The 16885-nt window shown below is 69.3% G+C and carries 14 protein-coding genes; 4 read left to right on the top strand and 10 right to left on the bottom strand.

Annotated elements, in window-relative coordinates; genetic code table 11:
* The first annotated feature begins 426 nt into the window (after positions 1 to 426).
* Positions 427 to 3138 carry a phosphoenolpyruvate carboxylase gene (gene ppc, locus SFC76_RS04795; RefSeq protein WP_322848343.1) on the top strand — a complete coding sequence of 904 codons (2712 nt, stop codon included), beginning with the start codon at positions 427 to 429 and terminating at the stop codon, positions 3136 to 3138.
* Here the strand turns inward: ppc and SFC76_RS04800 are convergent.
* Both SFC76_RS04800 and SFC76_RS04805 read right to left on the bottom strand, forming a co-directional pair.
* A complete protein-coding gene (locus SFC76_RS04800) occupies positions 3121 to 4098 on the bottom strand; it encodes a phosphatase PAP2 family protein (protein WP_322848344.1) in 978 nt (325 codons plus the stop codon). The genes ppc and SFC76_RS04800 overlap by 18 nt on opposite strands.
* A 274-nt stretch (positions 4099 to 4372) precedes the next feature.
* Complete coding sequence (locus SFC76_RS04805; RefSeq protein ID WP_322848345.1) at positions 4373 to 5674, bottom strand: hemolysin family protein; 1302 nt, start codon at positions 5672 to 5674, stop codon at positions 4373 to 4375.
* A 151-nt stretch (positions 5675 to 5825) separates the two neighbouring features.
* Here SFC76_RS04805 and SFC76_RS04810 point away from each other — a divergent pair, with 151 nt between their 5' ends.
* Positions 5826 to 6497 carry an OmpA family protein gene (locus tag SFC76_RS04810; protein ID WP_322848346.1) on the top strand — a complete coding sequence of 224 codons (672 nt, stop codon included), beginning with the start codon at positions 5826 to 5828 and terminating at the stop codon, positions 6495 to 6497.
* A 335-nt stretch (positions 6498 to 6832) separates the two neighbouring features.
* Here the strand turns inward: SFC76_RS04810 and SFC76_RS04815 are convergent, their stop codons facing one another.
* Together SFC76_RS04815 and SFC76_RS04820 are read right to left on the bottom strand one after the other, a co-directional pair.
* A complete protein-coding gene (locus SFC76_RS04815) occupies positions 6833 to 7261 on the bottom strand; it encodes a nucleoside deaminase (protein WP_322848638.1) in 429 nt (142 codons plus the stop codon).
* 58 nt (positions 7262 to 7319) lie between these two features.
* Positions 7320 to 7529: a hypothetical protein gene (locus tag SFC76_RS04820; RefSeq protein ID WP_322848347.1), complete on the bottom strand. Its 210-nt coding sequence runs from the start codon at positions 7527 to 7529 to the stop codon at positions 7320 to 7322.
* 155 nt (positions 7530 to 7684) lie between these two features.
* Here SFC76_RS04820 and rpmB point away from each other — a divergent pair, with 155 nt between their 5' ends.
* Positions 7685 to 7990: a 50S ribosomal protein L28 gene (gene rpmB, locus SFC76_RS04825; protein WP_038664329.1), complete on the top strand. Its 306-nt coding sequence runs from the start codon at positions 7685 to 7687 to the stop codon at positions 7988 to 7990.
* 77 nt (positions 7991 to 8067) lie between these two features.
* Here the strand turns inward: rpmB and SFC76_RS04830 are convergent, their stop codons facing one another.
* A complete protein-coding gene (locus tag SFC76_RS04830; protein WP_322848348.1) occupies positions 8068 to 9078 on the bottom strand; it encodes an esterase-like activity of phytase family protein in 1011 nt (336 codons plus the stop codon).
* A 162-nt stretch (positions 9079 to 9240) separates the two neighbouring features.
* Between SFC76_RS04830 and SFC76_RS04835 the strand changes: the two genes are divergently transcribed.
* Positions 9241 to 9642 carry a glycine zipper 2TM domain-containing protein gene (locus tag SFC76_RS04835; protein ID WP_322848349.1) on the top strand — a complete coding sequence of 134 codons (402 nt, stop codon included), beginning with the start codon at positions 9241 to 9243 and terminating at the stop codon, positions 9640 to 9642.
* Positions 9643 to 10044: 402 nt separating this feature from the next.
* Here SFC76_RS04835 and phbB read toward each other — a convergent pair whose 3' ends face one another.
* The 5 genes from phbB to ftsH all read right to left on the bottom strand — a co-directional run bounded on the left by phbB (position 10045) and on the right by ftsH (position 16882).
* Positions 10045 to 10767 (bottom strand): acetoacetyl-CoA reductase, encoded by a 723-nt coding sequence (phbB, locus tag SFC76_RS04840; RefSeq protein ID WP_322848350.1) that lies wholly within the window; start codon positions 10765 to 10767, stop codon positions 10045 to 10047.
* A 72-nt stretch (positions 10768 to 10839) separates the two neighbouring features.
* Positions 10840 to 11847 (bottom strand): ferrochelatase, encoded by a 1008-nt coding sequence (gene hemH / locus SFC76_RS04845; protein ID WP_322848351.1) that lies wholly within the window; start codon positions 11845 to 11847, stop codon positions 10840 to 10842.
* A gap of 1 nt (position 11848) precedes the next feature.
* Positions 11849 to 14041: a xanthine dehydrogenase family protein molybdopterin-binding subunit gene (locus tag SFC76_RS04850; RefSeq protein ID WP_322848352.1), complete on the bottom strand. Its 2193-nt coding sequence runs from the start codon at positions 14039 to 14041 to the stop codon at positions 11849 to 11851.
* 428 nt (positions 14042 to 14469) lie between these two features.
* The gene (locus tag SFC76_RS04855) at positions 14470 to 14769 is read right to left on the bottom strand and encodes a hypothetical protein (RefSeq protein ID WP_322848353.1); all 300 of its coding nucleotides are present in this window, start codon (positions 14767 to 14769) and stop codon (positions 14470 to 14472) included.
* A gap of 139 nt (positions 14770 to 14908) precedes the next feature.
* Positions 14909 to 16882, bottom strand: coding sequence for an ATP-dependent zinc metalloprotease FtsH (gene ftsH / locus SFC76_RS04860; protein WP_322848354.1), 1974 nt, complete (start codon positions 16880 to 16882; stop codon positions 14909 to 14911).
* Between the last annotated feature and the right edge of the window lie 3 nt (positions 16883 to 16885).

The raw sequence follows: 16885 nt of genomic DNA on the forward strand, positions 1-16885 counted from the left end.
CGGCTTCGCCGCGCCACAGTGCCGGGTCGGTCATGCCCCCGGCATGACCTTGAACGGCCGGGGGCCGTTCAACCCGGCACTCCCTGGCGGGGAGGAATTTTTTCCAACACCCTCAATATCGATCCCGCCTCGGGCCGCAGCGGCGGGCGAGGTTCGCTTATGGCGGCGGTGACGGGGCTCGATCGGTGCCCCAAGTGATCCGTCACCCCGGCCTTGCGCCGGGGTCCTGCTTCTTCGGAACGGCGGGAAGGAGCGGGATGCCGGATCGAGTCCGGCATGACGGTGACTGGGAGCGCCGTTGCACCAATTCGATCGACCGTATGCGATAGCCCCGCCCGGGCAGCGGGAGATCCCGACCGCAATTTACCCTGTTCCCAACGTCATCCCCGGTTGACCCGACTCCCGCCGCAGCGCAGCATCGGGGGCATGGCCACGCATGACCCCGCTTCGCTTCCGCCGATCGCCAACAATCCCGACGTCCGTTTTCTCGGCGCGCAGCTCGGCGACGTCATCCGGGCCTATGGCGGCGAGGCGCTGTTCGAGGCGACCGAGGCGATCCGCCGTGCCTCGGTCGAGCGGCATCGCGGCACCGGCAGCAGCGACAGCGTCCACCAGCAGCTCCAGAACCTCGGCCTCGACGAGACGCTCGATTTCGTCCGCGGCTTCATGCTGTTCTCGATGCTCGCCAATCTCGCCGAGGACCGGCAGGGGATCGCCGCCGAACAGGGCGCCGACGTCGCCGCCGCGCTCGCCAAACTGGCGGACGAGGGGATCGGCCGCGATCAGGTCCAGCAATTGCTCGGCCATGCGCTGATCGTCCCGGTGCTCACCGCGCATCCCACCGAGGTGCGGCGCAAGAGCATGATCGACCATCGCAACCGCATCGCGCAGCTGATGGCATTGAAGGACATGGGCGGCGACGAGACGCCCGACGGCGACCGCGTCGACGATGCGATCACCCGCCAGATCGCGTTGCTGTGGCAGACGCGGGTGCTGCGCCGCGAACGGCTCTACGTTACCGACGAGGTGGAGACGGCGCTGTCCTATATGCGCGAGGTGTTCCTGCCGGCGCTGCCCGCGCTCTACCAGCGCTGGGACCGCGCATTCGGTGAGCGCGTGCCGAGCTTCGTCAGGCCGGGCAGCTGGATCGGCGGCGATCGCGACGGCAATCCCTTCGTCACTGCGGATTCGCTACGCACCGCCTTGGGCCGCGCGTGCGAGGCGGTGCTCGGCTTCTATCTGGAGGGCGTCCACGCGCTCGGTGCCGAATTGTCGATCTCGACACAGCACGTCCCCGTCGACGCGGCGGTCGAGGCGCTGGCCGAGGCGAGCGGCGACACCGCGGAGAGCCGGCTGGACGAACCCTATCGCCGCGCGCTGTCGGGCATCTACGCACGGCTCGCCGCGACGCATCAGGCGCTGACCGGCAAGCCGGCGCCGCGCCCCGGCCATCTCCACGGCGAGGCCTATGCCGATCCGCAGGCGTTCCGCGCCGATCTCGTCGCGATCGCGCACGGCCTGTCGCCAAAGGATACCGGGGCGGGTGCGCTCAAGACCAGCGGCGCGCTCGGCCGGCTGATCCGCGCGGTCGAGACGTTCGGCTTCCACCTCGCGACGCTCGACCTGCGCCAGAACAGCGCCGTCCACGAGCGCGTCGTCGCGGAATTGCTCAAGACCGCCGGCGTCGAGGCGGATTATCTCGCGCTCGACGAAGCGGCGCGGGTCGCATTGCTGCGCCGCGAACTCGCCAATGCGCGCCCGCTCGCCAGCCGCTTCATGACCTATTCGGAGGAGACGACCTCCGAACTGGCGATCGTGCAGGCGGCGGCCGACGCGCACGCCACATACGGGCCGGCGTGCATCACCAACTACATCGTCTCGATGGCGCAGTCGGTGTCCGATCTGCTCGAGATCAACCTGCTGCTCAAGGAGGTCGGGCTGTACCGGCCCGGCGACGCACCAAGCGCCGCGGTGATGGCGGTGCCGCTGTTCGAGACGGTCGGCGATCTGGAAGCCGCGCCGGGGATCATGACCGACTGGTTCGCGCTTCCGGAGATCGCCGCGATCGCGGCGAAGCGCGGCCATCAGGAAGTGATGATCGGCTATTCGGACAGCAACAAGGACGGCGGCTATCTCACCTCGACGTGGCAATTGTCGAAGGCGTCGACCGCGCTGAAGCCGGTATTCGAGGCGGCGGGCGTCGGCATGCAGCTGTTCCACGGTCGCGGCGGCGCGGTGGGGCGCGGCGGCGGATCGGCGTTCGCGGCGATCCGCGCGCAACCGTCGGGGACGGTGCAGGGGCGTATCCGCATCACTGAACAGGGCGAGGTGATCGCCGCCAAATACGGCACCCGCGACAGCGCGATGACCAATCTGGAGGCGATCGCCGCGGCGACGCTGCTCGCCAGCCTCGAACCCGAGCGACTGTCCAATACGGAGAACGACGATTTCTGCGCGGCGATGGATGCGCTGTCGGACACCGCCTTCCACGCCTATCGCGACCTCGTCTACGGCGATTCCCATAAGGAGGCGGGAGGCTTCCGCACCTTCTTCCGCCAGATGACGCCGATCGGCGAGATCGCCGGGCTCAAGATCGGCAGCCGCCCGGCGAGCCGCAAGAAGAGCGACGCGATCGAGGATCTGCGCGCCATCCCCTGGGTGTTCAGCTGGGCGCAGGCGCGCGTGATGCTGCCGGGCTGGTACGGCGTCGGGCAGGCGATCGCGGGCTTCGCGGACAAGGGGCTGCTGAGGGAGATGGCGCAGGGCTGGCCGCTGTTCGCCTCGACGCTCGCCAATATGGAGATGGTGCTGGCGAAATCGGACATCGCGATCGCCGGCCATTATGCCGAACTGGTCGAGGACGAGGGGCTGCGCAACGGCCTCTTCGGCCGCATCCGCGATGCCTGGCAGCAGACGCACGACGGCTTGCTCGAAGTGACCGGGCAGACGCGATTGCTCGAAAAGCATCCGGCGCTCGATGCGTCGATCCGGCTGCGGCTGCCCTATATCGAGCCGCTCAACCTGTTGCAGATCGAGCTGATGAAGCGCCACCGTGCCGGCGAGGACGATCCGCGCATCGGCGAGGGCATCCTGCTGTCGATCAACGCGGTCGCGACCGCGTTACGCAACAGCGGCTAGGCGGCGCGCGAGCAGCAGGTCGACGATCTCCATCGCCAGCATCGCGACGGCGGCGCCGATGATCATGTCGATGAGGTAATGCGTCCCCTCGACCGGGGTGGCGAGCAGCATCGCCGCGACCAGCCCCGTCAGCCAGCGGCGCAGCGGCGGCGTGCGCCAGATCGTGCGCAGATAGAGCGTGCCGGCGGCGGCGTGGAAACTCGGCGCCGAGACGAGCCCGCGTAGCGCGCCGAGGTCGACCGCGTGGATGGTGTGCGCGCGCAGCGCCGGGATGAGGTTCGACTGCCAGGTCTCGCTGACCGGCATATAGGGCACCGCGCCGCGCCACAGATAGGATAGCGGCCCGATCGCGGGCATCAGCGTGAACAGCGCCAGCGTCAGCACCGCGGCGAGCCAGAACCCCGCCAGGAAGCGGTGCGCCTCGCGCCGCTGGCCGGTGTGGGCGAACCAGCCGAGCAGGATCGCGGGCGTGAGATAGATGCTCCCGTAACAGGCGATGCCGAGGATCTGCAGCGCGCGATGGTCGGCGACCAGCCGGTACCAGGCGAGCCAGTCGAAACCGAGCGCGACGTCGATCCGTTGCAGCGTCTGATCGGCATAGCCGTGGGTGAGCGCGGCGAGCGGATAGCTCGCCACCGCGCCGGTCAGCGCGATCAGCGTGAACACGGCATAATAGCCCGCGCCGTCGCGCAGCGCCGCGGCATGGCGCCAGCCGCGCGGCACGACATGGCTGCGCACCGCGACGACGCAGACCGCGGCGAGCGCGAACGGCAGGTTGCTGCGGCTCCATAGCGCGACGCCGAGGTCGGCGCGGTGGAGCAGCCAGGCGGTGGCGACGAGGCCGGCGAGCAACGCGGCGACGATCGTCGGGCGCGAGAAGCCGTGCGTCTCGGCGACGGCGCGGTGGGCGACATTCGGGGGAAGCGCGGGAAGGGCCGCGTGGACGCGCTGCGTTAGCATTCAACTGCCTTGGTCGTTCGGACGATGCTCGTCGTCCCGATTAGCTGAAGTGATGATGAATTGAATGCGTCGTTTGCGTGTCGGTCGCGGCGGGCGGGTGGATTCGTGCGAAGACAATGCGGTGTGGGGGCGAGGTGGTCCGCCTCACCCCCATCGTCATCCCGGCGAAGGCCGGGACCCATGGTTGCGATGCTCGTCGCCGTCGCGCCTACCCTGTCCACCAGCGCGTCCATGGGTCCCGACTTTCGTCGGGATGACGAAAGGGAGGTCGCCGTCAGGCCTCGCTGACGAGCAATTTGTCGATCCGCCGGCCGTCGAGATCGACCACTTCGAACCGCCAGCCCTGTTCCTCGAAGCTCTCGCCCTCGGCGGGGAGGTGACGGAAGGCGGCGAGCGCGAGGCCCGCGACGGTCGCGTAATCGCGGTCCTCGGGCAGGTCGATGCCGAGCCGCTCGGCGAGCGCGTCGGCCGCCATCGTGCCCGCGACGAGCAGCGACCCGTCGTCGCGCACCACCACCGACGGTGCGTCGTCGGGATCGGCGTCGCTGGCGAATTCGCCGGCGATCGCGGCGAGCAGGTCGGCGGGCGTCACGATGCCTTCGAAATGACCGTATTCGTCGTGGATCAGCGCCATCGGCACCTCGGCCTGGCGCAGCGCGATCAGCGCGTCCATCGCATCGATCCGGTCGATCACCACCGGCGCCTTGCGCATCAGCTTGCGCAGGTCGAGCGCCTGTCCGCGGAACAGCGCCGCGGCGATGTCGCGCGCCTGGACGACGCCGATCACCGCATCGACCGAACCGTCGGCGACCGGCAGCCGCGTGTGCGGCGTCGCCAGCAGCGTGTCGCGGATGCCCTCCGGCCCGAGATTGCAGTCGAGCCAGTCGACCTCGGTCCGCGGCGTCATCACCTCGCGCACCGGCCGGTCGGCGAGGCGGACGACGCCGGAGATGATCGTGCGCTCATGCTCCTCGATCACGCCCGACTTGGAGGCTTCGGCGACGATCAGGTGCAGCTCCTCCGCCGTCACCTGATCCTCCGATTCGCGGTTGAGGCGCAGGATGCGAAAGACCAAAGCGCTCGACGAATCGAGCAGCCACACCAGCGGCGCGCAGACCAAAGCGATATAGCGCATCGGCACCGCGACCAGCGACGCCACCGTCTCGGGCTTGCGCAGCGCGAATTGCTTGGGAACGAGCTCGCCGATGATCAGCGAGGCGTAGGTGGTGAGGCCGATGACCAGCGCGAAGCCCGCGGTCTGCGCCGTCTCCGCCGACAGGCCGAACGCCTGCAACCGCGCCGCGGTGGGGCCGCCGAGGCTCGAGCCCGAATAGGCACCCGCGAGGATGCCGATCAGCGTGATGCCGATCTGGACCGAGGACAGGAACTTGCCGGGATCGGCGGCGAGCTTGAGCGCGGCGGCGGGGCCCTTGCGCCCCGAGCGCGCCATCGCCTCCAGCCGCGCCTTGCGCGACGAGACGATCGCCAGCTCGCTCATCGCGAACACGCCGTTGAGCGCGACCAATGCGAGGATGATCACGACGTCGATCCAGGGGAAGGGCGGAAGCGGTGCCATCGGCGGACGTGTCTTTGCCGCACAACGCGCGCGGCGACAACTGCCTGTATCACGATAGCGCGATTATGCGTGTCAGCCGCGGTTCAGATCGCAGGCGGAACAAGCCATAACGGACCCGAGTTTAGCCGGGAACGAACGTGAAAGGGATGTCATGAAGTCGAAGTTCCTCGCCGCCGCGGCGCTTGCCGCGCTGGTCACCACCAGCGCCTGCACCACCGATCCCGAGACCGGCGAGCGCCGCATCTCGAAGACCGCGATCGGCGGCATCGGCGGCGCGCTGGGCGGCTATCTGCTCGGCGATCTCGTCGGCGGGCGGCGCGACCGGACCGAGAAGATCCTCGGCGCCGGTATCGGCGGCCTCGCCGGAGCGGGGATCGGCGCCTATATGGACAAGCAGGAGCGCGACCTGCGCGCGCGTACCGCGGGCACTGACGTGCAGGTGACGCGCGAGGGCGACAATCTGGTGCTCAATATCCCGTCGGGGATCACCTTCGCCTATGACAGCGCCGACGTGCAGCCGCAGTTCCGCCGCACGCTCGATCAGGTCGCCGAGACGCTGGCGCAATACAATCAGACGTACATCGACGTGTACGGCCATACCGATTCGACCGGGTCGGACGCATACAACCAGACGCTGTCGGAGCGGCGCGCGACGTCGGTGGCGGATTATCTGGCGAGCCGCGGCGTGCAGCCGGCGCGAATCGGCACGCGCGGCTTCGGCGAGACGCAGCCGATCGCGTCGAACGACACCGACGCGGGCCGGGCGGCGAATCGCCGCGTCGAGGTGAAGATCGTGCCGATCTCTCAGAACGACCTGCGGTGATTCGGGGCGCCGCCCCGGTTCGAGCCGGGGCGGTTCTTTGGTTCGTGCGAAGCCGCGAAGCCGCGAAGAAGGTTTGGGCGCGGAGGCGCGGAGGCGCGGAGGGTGTCGCGTTGGTGGCGAGCGCTACAGACTGGATCGTCATCCCGACGAAAGTCGGGACCCATGGATGCGGTGGCGGCAATGATTCGCGAACCCCCGGCAGCACCGAGACCATGGGTCCCGACTTTCGTCGGGATGACGAATTGGGATGACGAAGTTGAGATGATGTAATTGGGGTGAGGGGGTTGCCGGTCCACTACCTACCCTCCGCGCGAACCAACCTCGCGCCGGCGCCCTTATCGCCGTGCCCGGAAGAACGTCCGCAGCAGGTCGGCCGCCTCGCGTTCGCCGATCCCGCCATACACCTCCGGCCGATGATGCACCGTCGGCTGCGCGAACAGCAGCGGGCCGTGTTCGATCGCCCCGCCCTTGGGGTCGCTCGCGCCATAATAGAGCCGCCCGATCCTGGCATGCGCGATCGCGCCGGCGCACATCGCGCACGGCTCCAGCGTCACCCAGAGTTCGGCGTCCTCCAGACGGTCGCGGCCGAGCGCGGCGGCGGCGGCGCGGATGACGCGCATCTCGGCATGGGCGGTGGGGTCGCACAGCGCCCGCGGCGCATTGGCGGCGACCGCGACGATCTCGCCGCGCCACACGAGCGCGGCACCGACCGGAACTTCGCCGGCCTGCGCCGCCTCTGCCGCGGCATCGAGCGCGCGGCGCATCGGGATCGGCAGCGGGAACATCGCCCCGCCCTGCCGATCCCGATCGTTCGGGTAAAGCCTATTGCGCGTTGCCCGGCTTCTCGACGTTGACCGTGGGAACGGCGACCGTCTTGTTCTCGGTGCCGACGCTGACGCGAGCCACGTCCGCCTTGAACTGCGGCGCCTGGACGACGGCGGGGTGCGTCTGGTCGATGCTGACCAGGCCGAACTGCATTGCCGCGACCACGACCAGCGCGACGATCCCGAGCAGTACCAGCAACGTGCGCATGCGATTTCCCCTACCGACGACCTTTACGATGGCGTAACAACGCCGGTGCGGCGACTCCGTTGCATCGCCGCCGGTGGACGGCGCTGGTTGACGGGGGCGCCGATTGCCGCTAGTGGCGCCGACTTTCCGGGCAACCGAATTCAGGATCAAAAACCATGTCGCGCATTTGCGAGCTGACCGGCAAGGGCCGGCAGGTGGGCAACAACGTTTCCCACGCCAACAACAAGACCAAGCGTACGTTTCTGCCGAACCTGCAGAACGTCACGCTGATCTCCGATTCGCTCGAAAAGGGCGTGCGCCTGCGCGTTTCGACGCACGGCCTGCGTTCGGTCGAGCATAACGGCGGCCTCGACAATTGGCTGGTCAAGACCAGCGAGGACAAGCTCTCGCTGCGCTGCCGCCGCCTGAAGCGCGAGATCGTCAAGAAGCTGGCGACGACGTCGACGGCGGAAGCCGCCTAAACCCATCGCTTTGCGATTGCCGCGGTTCGAAGCCCGCTGCTCCCGGGGAGCGGCGGGTTTTCGTCGTGGCGTGCGGATCAGCGCTCCAGCCGGAACTTGAGCAACAGCGTGCGTTGCAGCACCGACTGATTGTCGTCCGACACCAGCCAGACGATCGTCCGGCCGCGTTCCACCGTCGTCGCGACGCCTTCGAAATTGTCGTGGATCAACGGCGCGTCGAGCGTCGCGAGCAGCCTGCCACGCACCACCGCCCCCGGCCGGATCGCCGCGGCGGGCACCAGCGACAGCCGGTTGCTGAACCGATAGGGCAGGCGGAAGGCGCGATCGAGCACCAGCAGATCGCCGTTGGGCAAGGCGGTCGCGTCGGAGGGATCGAAGCGGCCGTAGCTGAGATAGGCGAACCGGTGCGGCCGGATGGCGATCGGATCCCCCGGAAAGATCAGCGCGTCGCGGCTGGCGAGCCGTGCCGCCTCGGGCCCGTGCCAGCGCGACCGGGGAACGTGGCGCATCTCGCTGATTGCGACGAATCGCCCGTCGGGCAGGCGCGCGAGCGATTCGGGGCCGCCGTTGTCGGGCCAGCGCGCCATCTCCCGCGGCGCGCGCTGCGCCTGCGCCCGCGCGAAGCCGGCCGTATAGCGCCAGATCGCGTTCGCGCGTTCGAAGCCGACCCAGATCGCCCCCGTCTTCGGATCGCGCGCCATCGATTCGCTGTCGCGGTCGCGCTTCTCCCAGCCGATGCCGGGGCCGCCGGGCAGGTTGCGGAAGCGCAGCGCGCGCGGGGCCCAGTCGGCGCCCATCGTGAAGGCGACGACGTTGCCGCCGTCGCTCAACAGGGTGAAGCGGTCGCCGTCGGCCTGCGGCACGACGCTCAGCGACGAATAGCCACCGAAAGCGGGATCGAGGCTGCGCAGCGCGACCCCGCCGAGATAGGTGAGCGACCCCAGCCGCCGGCGCTGCGGATCGAGCGGGTCGAGCGCCACCGGCGTGGCGATCAGTTGCGGCTTGTCGCCGAGCAGCGCCAGCCGCTGCTCCCCGGTCCAGCCGGGGACGAGCAGCAGGACGGCGAGGACGACGAACAGGACGCGCATCGCGCCTCCATAAGCGGCGGGCGCGGCGGCGATAGCCTGAACGCACGATAACGGAGGCATTCAGGGTCCGCTCAACGCGAATCGGGCAAATGATGTGCATCGACGACGGGAAGGTCCCCACCGGGCCGCCGCCGAGTTGGACAGATTTTCGGGAGAAGACCCATGATGAAGACCCTGAGCCTCGCCGGCGCCGCCCTCGCGATGACCGCCGCCGCCCTCGTCCCCGCAACCCCTGCCGCCGCGCAGCGCGGCTATTACGGCGGCTACGACCGTGGGTACGAGCAGCGCGGCTACGACCGCGGCTATCGTGACGACCGCGGCTATCGGGACGATCGCGTCTATCGTGGCGGTCGCGGCTATTATGGCGATCGCGGCTATCGCGGCGGTCAGCGTTGCAACAGCGGCACCACCGGCACGATCGTCGGCGCGATCGCCGGCGGCCTGCTCGGCCGCACGATCGACACCCGCGGCGACCGTGCGCTCGGCACCGTGCTCGGCGCCGGTGCGGGCGCGCTCGCCGGCCGCGCGGTCGAACGCTCGGACCGTCCCGGTTACTGCCGCTAAGCGGCAGTCCTTGCCCTCGCGTAGCGTTTCGAGGGGTGGAGCCCGGTTGCCGTATGGCGACCGGGCTTCGTGTTGTTGGGGAGATGGCGAGGCTTGATCGGATGGCTTCGGGCAAGCCGTCACGCCCGATGTGTTCGGGGATTGTTGCGGGACGCCTAGTGTATCCCGGCGAAGGCGGGGCCTCTGCGAACGCGTGATGTACCCCGGCGAAGGCCGGGATACAGGATTGGTGGATGAGGGGCCGATGCTAGCGGACGTCTCGGCCCCGTCCGGGGTGACGGCAGGGACCGATCAGGACGCCGGCAAAGCCGTCGTCGGACGGGTTCGGCCTTGGCCGACCCGCCGGCCGTGACCGTTCGTGCGCTGCGCGCACCGGCGCGGGCGCGGCCGCGCCTCGAACGGTCAGTACATATGCTGGCCGCCGTTGATGCTCAGCGTCGATCCGGTCACGAAGCCGGCCTCGTCCGAGCACAGGAACGCCACGCCGCGCGCGATCTCGCTCGCCTGGCCAAGGCGGCCGACCGGGATCTTGGCGACGATCTTCTCCAGCACGTCGCCGGGCACCGCGGCGACCATGTCGGTGTCGATATAGCCCGGCGCGATCGCATTGACCGTCACGCCGACGCGCGCGCCCTCCTGCGCCAGCGCCTTGGTGAAGCCATGGATGCCCGATTTCGCCGCAGCGTAATTGACCTGGCCATATTGGCCGGCCTGCCCGTTGATCGAGCCGATGTTGACGATCCGCCCCCATTTGCGCTCGCGCATGCCGGGAAAAACCGCTTTCGCCATGTTGAAACAGCCGCCGAGGTTGGTGTCGATCACCTCTTTCCACGCCTCGTACGTCAGCTTCAGGATCGTGCCGTCGCGGGTGATGCCGGCGTTGTTGACGACGATGTCGACCGGGCCGAGCTCGGCGGCGACCTGCGCGCAGCCCTGCTGGCAGGCCGCATGATCGGCGACGTCCCATTTGAACGCGGGGATGCCGGTTCGTTCGGTGAAGGCGCGGGCGCGTTCATCGTTGCCGGCGTAATTGGCGGCGACGGTGACCCCCGCCTCCTGCAAGGCGAGGCTGATCGCCTCGCCGATGCCACGCGTACCACCCGTGACGATCGCTACCCTGGCCATCCGAACCTCTCCCTTATGCTTAACCCAAGGCTAGGCAGGGGCCGCCGGACTGGCAATGGCCGTAACGTAATTTTACGTGTCGGCGACCCAGCCGGCGAGTTCGCGCGCGATCAGCGTGCGCAGCATCGCCATCCCCGGTGCACCGTCGTTGAGGCAGGGCAGATAGGCGAAATCGGTGCCGCCCGCGGTCATGAAGCTCTCGCGGCCGCGGATCGCCAGTTCCTCCAGCGTTTCGAGACAGTCGGCGGAGAAGCCCGGCGCGATCACCGCGACCTTGCGCACGCCCTTGGCGGGCAGCGCCTCCAGCGTCTCGTCGGTCGCCGGGCCGAGCCATTTTGCCGGGCCGAACCGCGACTGGAAGGCGACGACCAGCTCGCGCCCCATCGCCTCGCCGAGCAGCCGCGCGGTCTTCTGGCAGTGGCAATGATAGGGGTCGCCGAGCTGGAGCGTCCGCTTGGGCATGCCGTGGAAGCTGGCGATCACCGCGTCCGGCACGAATTCGAGCGCGGCGATCTGCATCTCGACCTGCGTCTTGAGCGCGGCGATATAGGCGGGATCGTCGTGATAGGGCGGCAACGTGCGGATCGCCGGCTGCCAGCGCATGCCGGCGAGCGCGGCGAACGCCTTGTCGTTGGCGGTCGCCGTCGTCGCCGCGCAATATTGCGGGTAGAGCGGCGCGATCAGGATGCGTTCGCACCCTGCGTCCTTGAGCGCGATCAGGCGATCGGCGATCGCCGGGTTGCCGTAGCGCATCGCATAATCGACCAAGACGCCCTCGCCGAACGCCCCCTGCAAAGCCTGCGACTGCCGGCGGGTGATCGCGGCGAGCGGCGAACCTTCCTCGCTCCACACCAAACCATAGGCATGCGCCGACTTCTTCGGCCGCGTGTTGAGGATGATGCCGCGCAGGATCGGCTGCCACGCGATCGCCGGGATCTCGACGACGCGCTTGTCCGACAGAAATTCGCCGAGATAGCGTTTGACCGATTTGGCGTCGGGGCCGTCGGGGGTGCCGAGATTGGTCAGCAACACCCCGATCTTGCGGGCGGGGATCGGCGGATGGTCGGCGGGGATCAACATCTTACCGCCTTAGCGGCAGGTGACGCAGGCGGATACCGGTTGCGGCATGCAGCGCGTTGGCGATCGCCGGCGCGACCGCGGGGACGCCGAGTTCGCCGACCCCGCCGGGCGGTTCGTCCGAACGGACGATCTCGACGACGATATCGGGCGTATCGGCGAGCCGCGGCAGCGCGAGGCCGGCGAGCCCGCGCACGTCGCTGCGCCCCGCGGTGATCCCCGTCGTGGCGCCGAGCGCGTGGGCGAGGCCGAAGATCAGCCCGCCCTCGATCTGTTGCAGCACCAGATCGGGGTTGATCGTCCGCCCGCAATCGACCGCGGCGACGAGTCGCGCGATGCGCGGACGGCCGTTCGCCATCTCCGCCTCGGCGAGCACCGCGATATGGCTGCCGCGGAAGCTGTGGCAGGCGATGCCCTGGCCCGATCCCGCCGCGCCGCCCGACCAGCCGCCGAGCGCGGCGACGGTGGTGAGGCAGCGCGCCAGCCGCGCGTCGCCGCCGAGCATGCCGATCCGGTAGGACAGCGGCTCGGTGCCGGCGACCTGCGCGAGTTCGTCGACGAACGATTCGGTGAAGAAGGCGGTATAGCCGTGCGCGCCGCCGCGCAGATGGCCGGTGGGGACGTCGATCTCCGCGGGGTGATGATCGATCCGCAGCGCCGGGATGCGATAAAGCGGCTGCGCACCGGCGACCGCATAGGGATCGCCGGTGCCGAGCGCCAAGCCGCTGCCGGGCAGCAGCCGTCGGGCGAGCGCATGGCCGGTGGCGGGGGCGGCGATCGCACCGTGCCACGCCGCGATCGCGCCGTTGCTCGACAGGCGGGCGCGCAGCCGCGCGTGCGCGGGCGGGCGGAAGCGGTCGTGCGCATTGTCCTCGCCGCGCGACCAGACGAGGCTGACCGGGCGCTTGAGCCGCATCGCGAGCAGCGCGGCCTGTTCGGCGACCAACGGGTCGAGCGTCGCGCCGAAGCCGCCGCCGGCGAGCGTCGGATGGATGACGACCGCGCTTTCGCTGATCCCCGCGACCTCTGCCGCGGCGGCGCGGGCGGCGGCGGGGGCCGCGGTCGGCAGCCAGAGTTCAAGCCGGCCGTCGCGCCATGCCGCGGTGGCGCTGGTCGTCTCCAGCGCGGCGTGGACGCCGAGGCCGGCGGTATAGTCTGCGGTGACGACGCCGGCGCCGTCGAGCAACGTGCCGAGGTCGCCGACCGCGGCGATGCGCTGGCTCGGCCCGGCGAGCGCGTCCGCGAGGCTGCGCGCGATGCCGGCGCTGTCGGGAAGCGGCGCGTCGCTGGCGAAGCGCGGCGCGAGCGCGTCGAGCGCGCGCTGCGCGGTCCAGCCGGTGGTGGCGATCGCGGCGACCCAGCGCGGCGTCTCGACCACCGTCAGCACGCCGCGGATGCGATCGGCGGCGGCGCGGTCGACGCCGATCAGCCGGGCGTCGCCGATCGGCCCCTGGCGGATCGCGGCATGGACCATGTCGGGCAGGCGGATGTCGCCGGCGAAGCCGGCGGAGCCGTCGACCTTGGCGGGCACGTCGAGTCGCGGCAGCGCGCGGCCGACGAGCTTGCCCGCGCCCTGCACGCCGATCGGCAGCGGATCGGGGATGGCCTCGCCGGCGGCGGCGGCGGCGAGGTCGGCGAAGCGGAGGCGCTGCGTGCCGTGCGTGACGAAGCCCGCGTCGACCGCGCAATCGCTCCAGCCGACGCCCCAGCGCCGCGCCGCCGCCTTGCACAGCAACGCGCGTGCGGCGGCACCGGCGGTGCGGCAATCGTCCTCGAACATCCGCACCGAGGTCGATCCGCCGGTGACGATCAGCGCGCCGCGGCGTGCGACGGTCATCTCGATCGAGTCGGGTACGTGGACGAGCGTGCCTTCAAACAATTCGTCGAGCGCGAGCGGGTTGGCGTAGAGCGGGTTGATCGGCGCCGCCTCCACCCCGACGGTGCGCCAGTCCGCGCCAAGCTCGTCGGCGACGATCTGGGGGAGGGCGGTATAGACGCCTTGCCCGTGTTCGAGCTGCGGCACCGCGACGGTGACGTGGCCATCGGCGCCGATCTTGAGCCAGGCGCCGAAGCCGGTCTCGCCGGCGATGGTGGCGAGATTGGGCGCATAGCGGCGCGGCCACACGCCCCAGGCGACGATCAGCCCGACCCCGGCACCGCCGCCGATCAGGAACTTGCGTCGGGTGGGGCTGTCCATCGCTCGGGCTGTATCGGGGCTTGCCGGGTGTGGGAAGGTTCGGACGGGGATTTGCGCGTGGCGGCGTTGGCGCTGACGGGAAGGGCGCGCACCGCCAGAGTTCGAGACACACCCATCATCCACCCGTCACCCCGGACCCGTTCGGGGGTCCACCCATCCACCGGCGCAACGCCGTCCGCTCCTGCGGAACGATGCGATGTGTCGCGACCCACGCGCCTTGATTCGGAAAGCACCGCCCCCCAATCGTCATCCCGGCGCACGCCGGGACCCACGGTCACGGTGTCGCCGGTGATACGCGCATCATTGCCGGTAGCGCATCCATGGGTCCCGACTTTCGTCGGGATGACGATTGGAGGGGGCGGGATGACGATGGGAATCACCGCCCCCAACGGAGCATCACCGTCGCAGGCGAGCGTTATCCCACATCCTCAGCACGGATAGGTCTTCGCCAATACCCTCGCGTAACCCTCCTTCAGCGGCAGCTTCTTCTCCGCGGGCGAGAGCGCGTCGAGGCCGCCGAGCATCTGCAGGATGCCGATCTTGGCGCCGTCGGGCATGCAGGCGATCGGCTTTTTGCCGGCGGCGACGCGGGCGGCGCTGTCGGCGCGGAGCTGGCGGGTGGCGGCGTCGGCTTCCGCCTTGAGCACCGGATAATCGGGATTGGTCAGCGCGGTGAAGGGATTCTCGCGCAGCGGCGCGGCGCGGGTGAGGAAGGTGCCGACGCTCATAGCGGCGCCGGCCGGGGCCGCAGCGGCAAGGGAAACGGCAAGGGCGATCAAGGCTTTACGCGACATCGGCGGCACTCCGGGTGGGAATGCCGCCGATTAGCGCGAACAAACTGACGGCGGGCTGAACCGCCATCCAGGCTTAGGCCCCCGCGGGCGCCGGATTGCCGAACGGGCCGCCGGGGCGGCGCGTCTTGGGGATCGAGGTGCCGGCGCGCGGCACGCTCGGCTTGGGGCCTGAATCGACGCGACCGATCTCCTCGCCGGCGATCAGCTTCTTGATCTCGTCGCCCGACAGCGTCTCGTATTCGAGCAACGCACCGGCGAGCAGATGAAGCTGGTCGACATGCTCGGTCAGCAACTGCTTGGCGCGGGCGAGCCCGCCCTCGACGATGCCCTTGATCTCGTCGTCGATCAGCTGCGCGGTCGCATTCGACATGCGAACCGGCTGCGACGAGGAATAGCCGAGGAACGATTCACCCTCGGGCTGGGCATATTCGACCGGGCCGACCTTGTCCGACATGCCCCATTTGGTGACCATGTCGCGCGCCAGACCGGTGGCGTATTGGATGTCGCCCGAGGCTCCCGAAGACACCTTGTCATAGCCGAAGATGATCTCCTCGGCGACGCGGCCGCCCATCGACACCGCGAGGTTGGCGTACATCTTGTCGCGATGGTAGCTGTAACTGTCCCGCTCCGGCAGGCGCATCACCATGCCCAGCGCACGGCCGCGCGGGATGATCGTCGCCTTGTGGATCGGGTCGCTCGCCTGTTCGTGGATCGAGACGATCGCATGGCCCGCCTCGTGATAGGCGGTCATCCGCTTTTCGTCCTCGGTCATCACCATCGAACGCCGCTCGGCGCCCATCATGACCTTGTCCTTGGCCTCTTCGAACTCGGCCATCGCGACCAGCCGCTTGCCCTTGCGCGCCCCCATCAGCGCCGCCTCGTTGACGAGGTTGGCGAGATCGGCGCCCGAGAAGCCCGGCGTGCCGCGCGCGATCACCCGCGCATCGACGTCGGGCGCCAGCGGCACCTTCTTCATATGGACTTCGAGGATCTTGATCCGGCCCTCGATATCCGGGCGCGGCACGACGACCTGACGGTCGAAGCGACCCGGACGCAGCAGCGCGGGATCGAGCACGTCGGGGCGGTTGGTCGCCGCGACGATGATGATCCCCTCGTTCGCCTCGAACCCGTCCATCTCGACGAGGAGCTGGTTGAGCGTCTGCTCGCGCTCGTCGTTGCCGTTGCCGAGGCCGGCGCCGCGATGGCGGCCGACCGCGTCGATCTCGTCGATGAAGACGATGCACGGCGCGCTCTTCTTGGCCTGTTCGAACATGTCGCGGACGCGGCTGGCGCCGACGCCGACGAACATCTCGACGAAGTCCGAGCCCGAGATGGTGAAGAACGGTACGCCCGCCTCACCCGCGATGGCGCGGGCGAGCAGCGTCTTGCCGGTGCCGGGCGAACCGACCAGCAGGGCGCCCTTCGGGATCTTGCCGCCGAGGCGCGCGAACTTGGTCGGGTCCTTGAGGAAGTCGACGATCTCGGTCAGCTCTGCGCGCGCCTCGTCGATTCCGGCGACATCGTCGAAGGTGACCTTGCCTTCCTTCTGCGTCAGCATGCGCGCGCGGCTCTTGCCGAAGCCCATCGCGCCGCCGCCGGTGTTCTTCTGCATCTGCTTGATGACGAAGAAGGCGATGCCGAGGAACAGCAGGAACGGCAACGACTGGTACAGCAGCAGCATCCACATCGACGTGCCCTCGTCGGGCTTGGCGGCGATGGTGACGTTCTTCTGGCGCAGATGCGGGACCAGCGTCGGGTCCTGGATCGGATAGGTGCGGAACGTCTCCCCGCTCGAATAGGTGCCGGTGATGACGTCGCGGCTGATCGCGACATCCTTCACGGTGCCTTCGTCGACCTGATCGAGGAATTTCGAATAAGCGACGGTGTTGCGCGCACCGGCGGTGTTCGGTCCGTTGAACATCGTGACGAACAGCGCGAGCGCGAGCAGGATGCCGACCCAGATGAGCAGGCTCTTCATCCAGGGGTTGCCGCCGTTGCCACCGTTGCCGCCATCGCCGTTCTGGGGCTGCTTGTCGTTATCGTTCATGGG

Source organism: Sphingomonas sp. CD22, from assembly GCF_034556155.1.
Taxonomy (GTDB): domain Bacteria; phylum Pseudomonadota; class Alphaproteobacteria; order Sphingomonadales; family Sphingomonadaceae; genus Sphingomonas.

What these genes read in the sequence shown, in the direction of transcription:
- ppc (WP_322848343.1), top strand. Translation starts at nt 427, where the DNA reads ATGGCCACGCATGACCCCGCTTCGCTTCCGCCGATCGCCAACAATCCC.
- SFC76_RS04800 (WP_322848344.1), bottom strand. Translation starts at nt 4,098, where the DNA reads ATGCTAACGCAGCGCGTCCACGCGGCCCTTCCCGCGCTTCCCCCGAAT.
- SFC76_RS04805 (WP_322848345.1), bottom strand. Translation starts at nt 5,674, where the DNA reads ATGGCACCGCTTCCGCCCTTCCCCTGGATCGACGTCGTGATCATCCTC.
- SFC76_RS04810 (WP_322848346.1), top strand. Translation starts at nt 5,826, where the DNA reads ATGAAGTCGAAGTTCCTCGCCGCCGCGGCGCTTGCCGCGCTGGTCACC.
- SFC76_RS04815 (WP_322848638.1), bottom strand. Translation starts at nt 7,261, where the DNA reads ATGCGCCGCGCGCTCGATGCCGCGGCAGAGGCGGCGCAGGCCGGCGAA.
- SFC76_RS04820 (WP_322848347.1), bottom strand. Translation starts at nt 7,529, where the DNA reads ATGCGCACGTTGCTGGTACTGCTCGGGATCGTCGCGCTGGTCGTGGTC.
- rpmB (WP_038664329.1), top strand. Translation starts at nt 7,685, where the DNA reads ATGTCGCGCATTTGCGAGCTGACCGGCAAGGGCCGGCAGGTGGGCAAC.
- SFC76_RS04830 (WP_322848348.1), bottom strand. Translation starts at nt 9,078, where the DNA reads ATGCGCGTCCTGTTCGTCGTCCTCGCCGTCCTGCTGCTCGTCCCCGGC.
- SFC76_RS04835 (WP_322848349.1), top strand. Translation starts at nt 9,241, where the DNA reads ATGATGAAGACCCTGAGCCTCGCCGGCGCCGCCCTCGCGATGACCGCC.
- phbB (WP_322848350.1), bottom strand. Translation starts at nt 10,767, where the DNA reads ATGGCCAGGGTAGCGATCGTCACGGGTGGTACGCGTGGCATCGGCGAG.
- hemH (WP_322848351.1), bottom strand. Translation starts at nt 11,847, where the DNA reads ATGTTGATCCCCGCCGACCATCCGCCGATCCCCGCCCGCAAGATCGGG.
- SFC76_RS04850 (WP_322848352.1), bottom strand. Translation starts at nt 14,041, where the DNA reads ATGGACAGCCCCACCCGACGCAAGTTCCTGATCGGCGGCGGTGCCGGG.
- SFC76_RS04855 (WP_322848353.1), bottom strand. Translation starts at nt 14,769, where the DNA reads ATGAGCGTCGGCACCTTCCTCACCCGCGCCGCGCCGCTGCGCGAGAAT.
- ftsH (WP_322848354.1), bottom strand. Translation starts at nt 16,882, where the DNA reads ATGAACGATAACGACAAGCAGCCCCAGAACGGCGATGGCGGCAACGGT.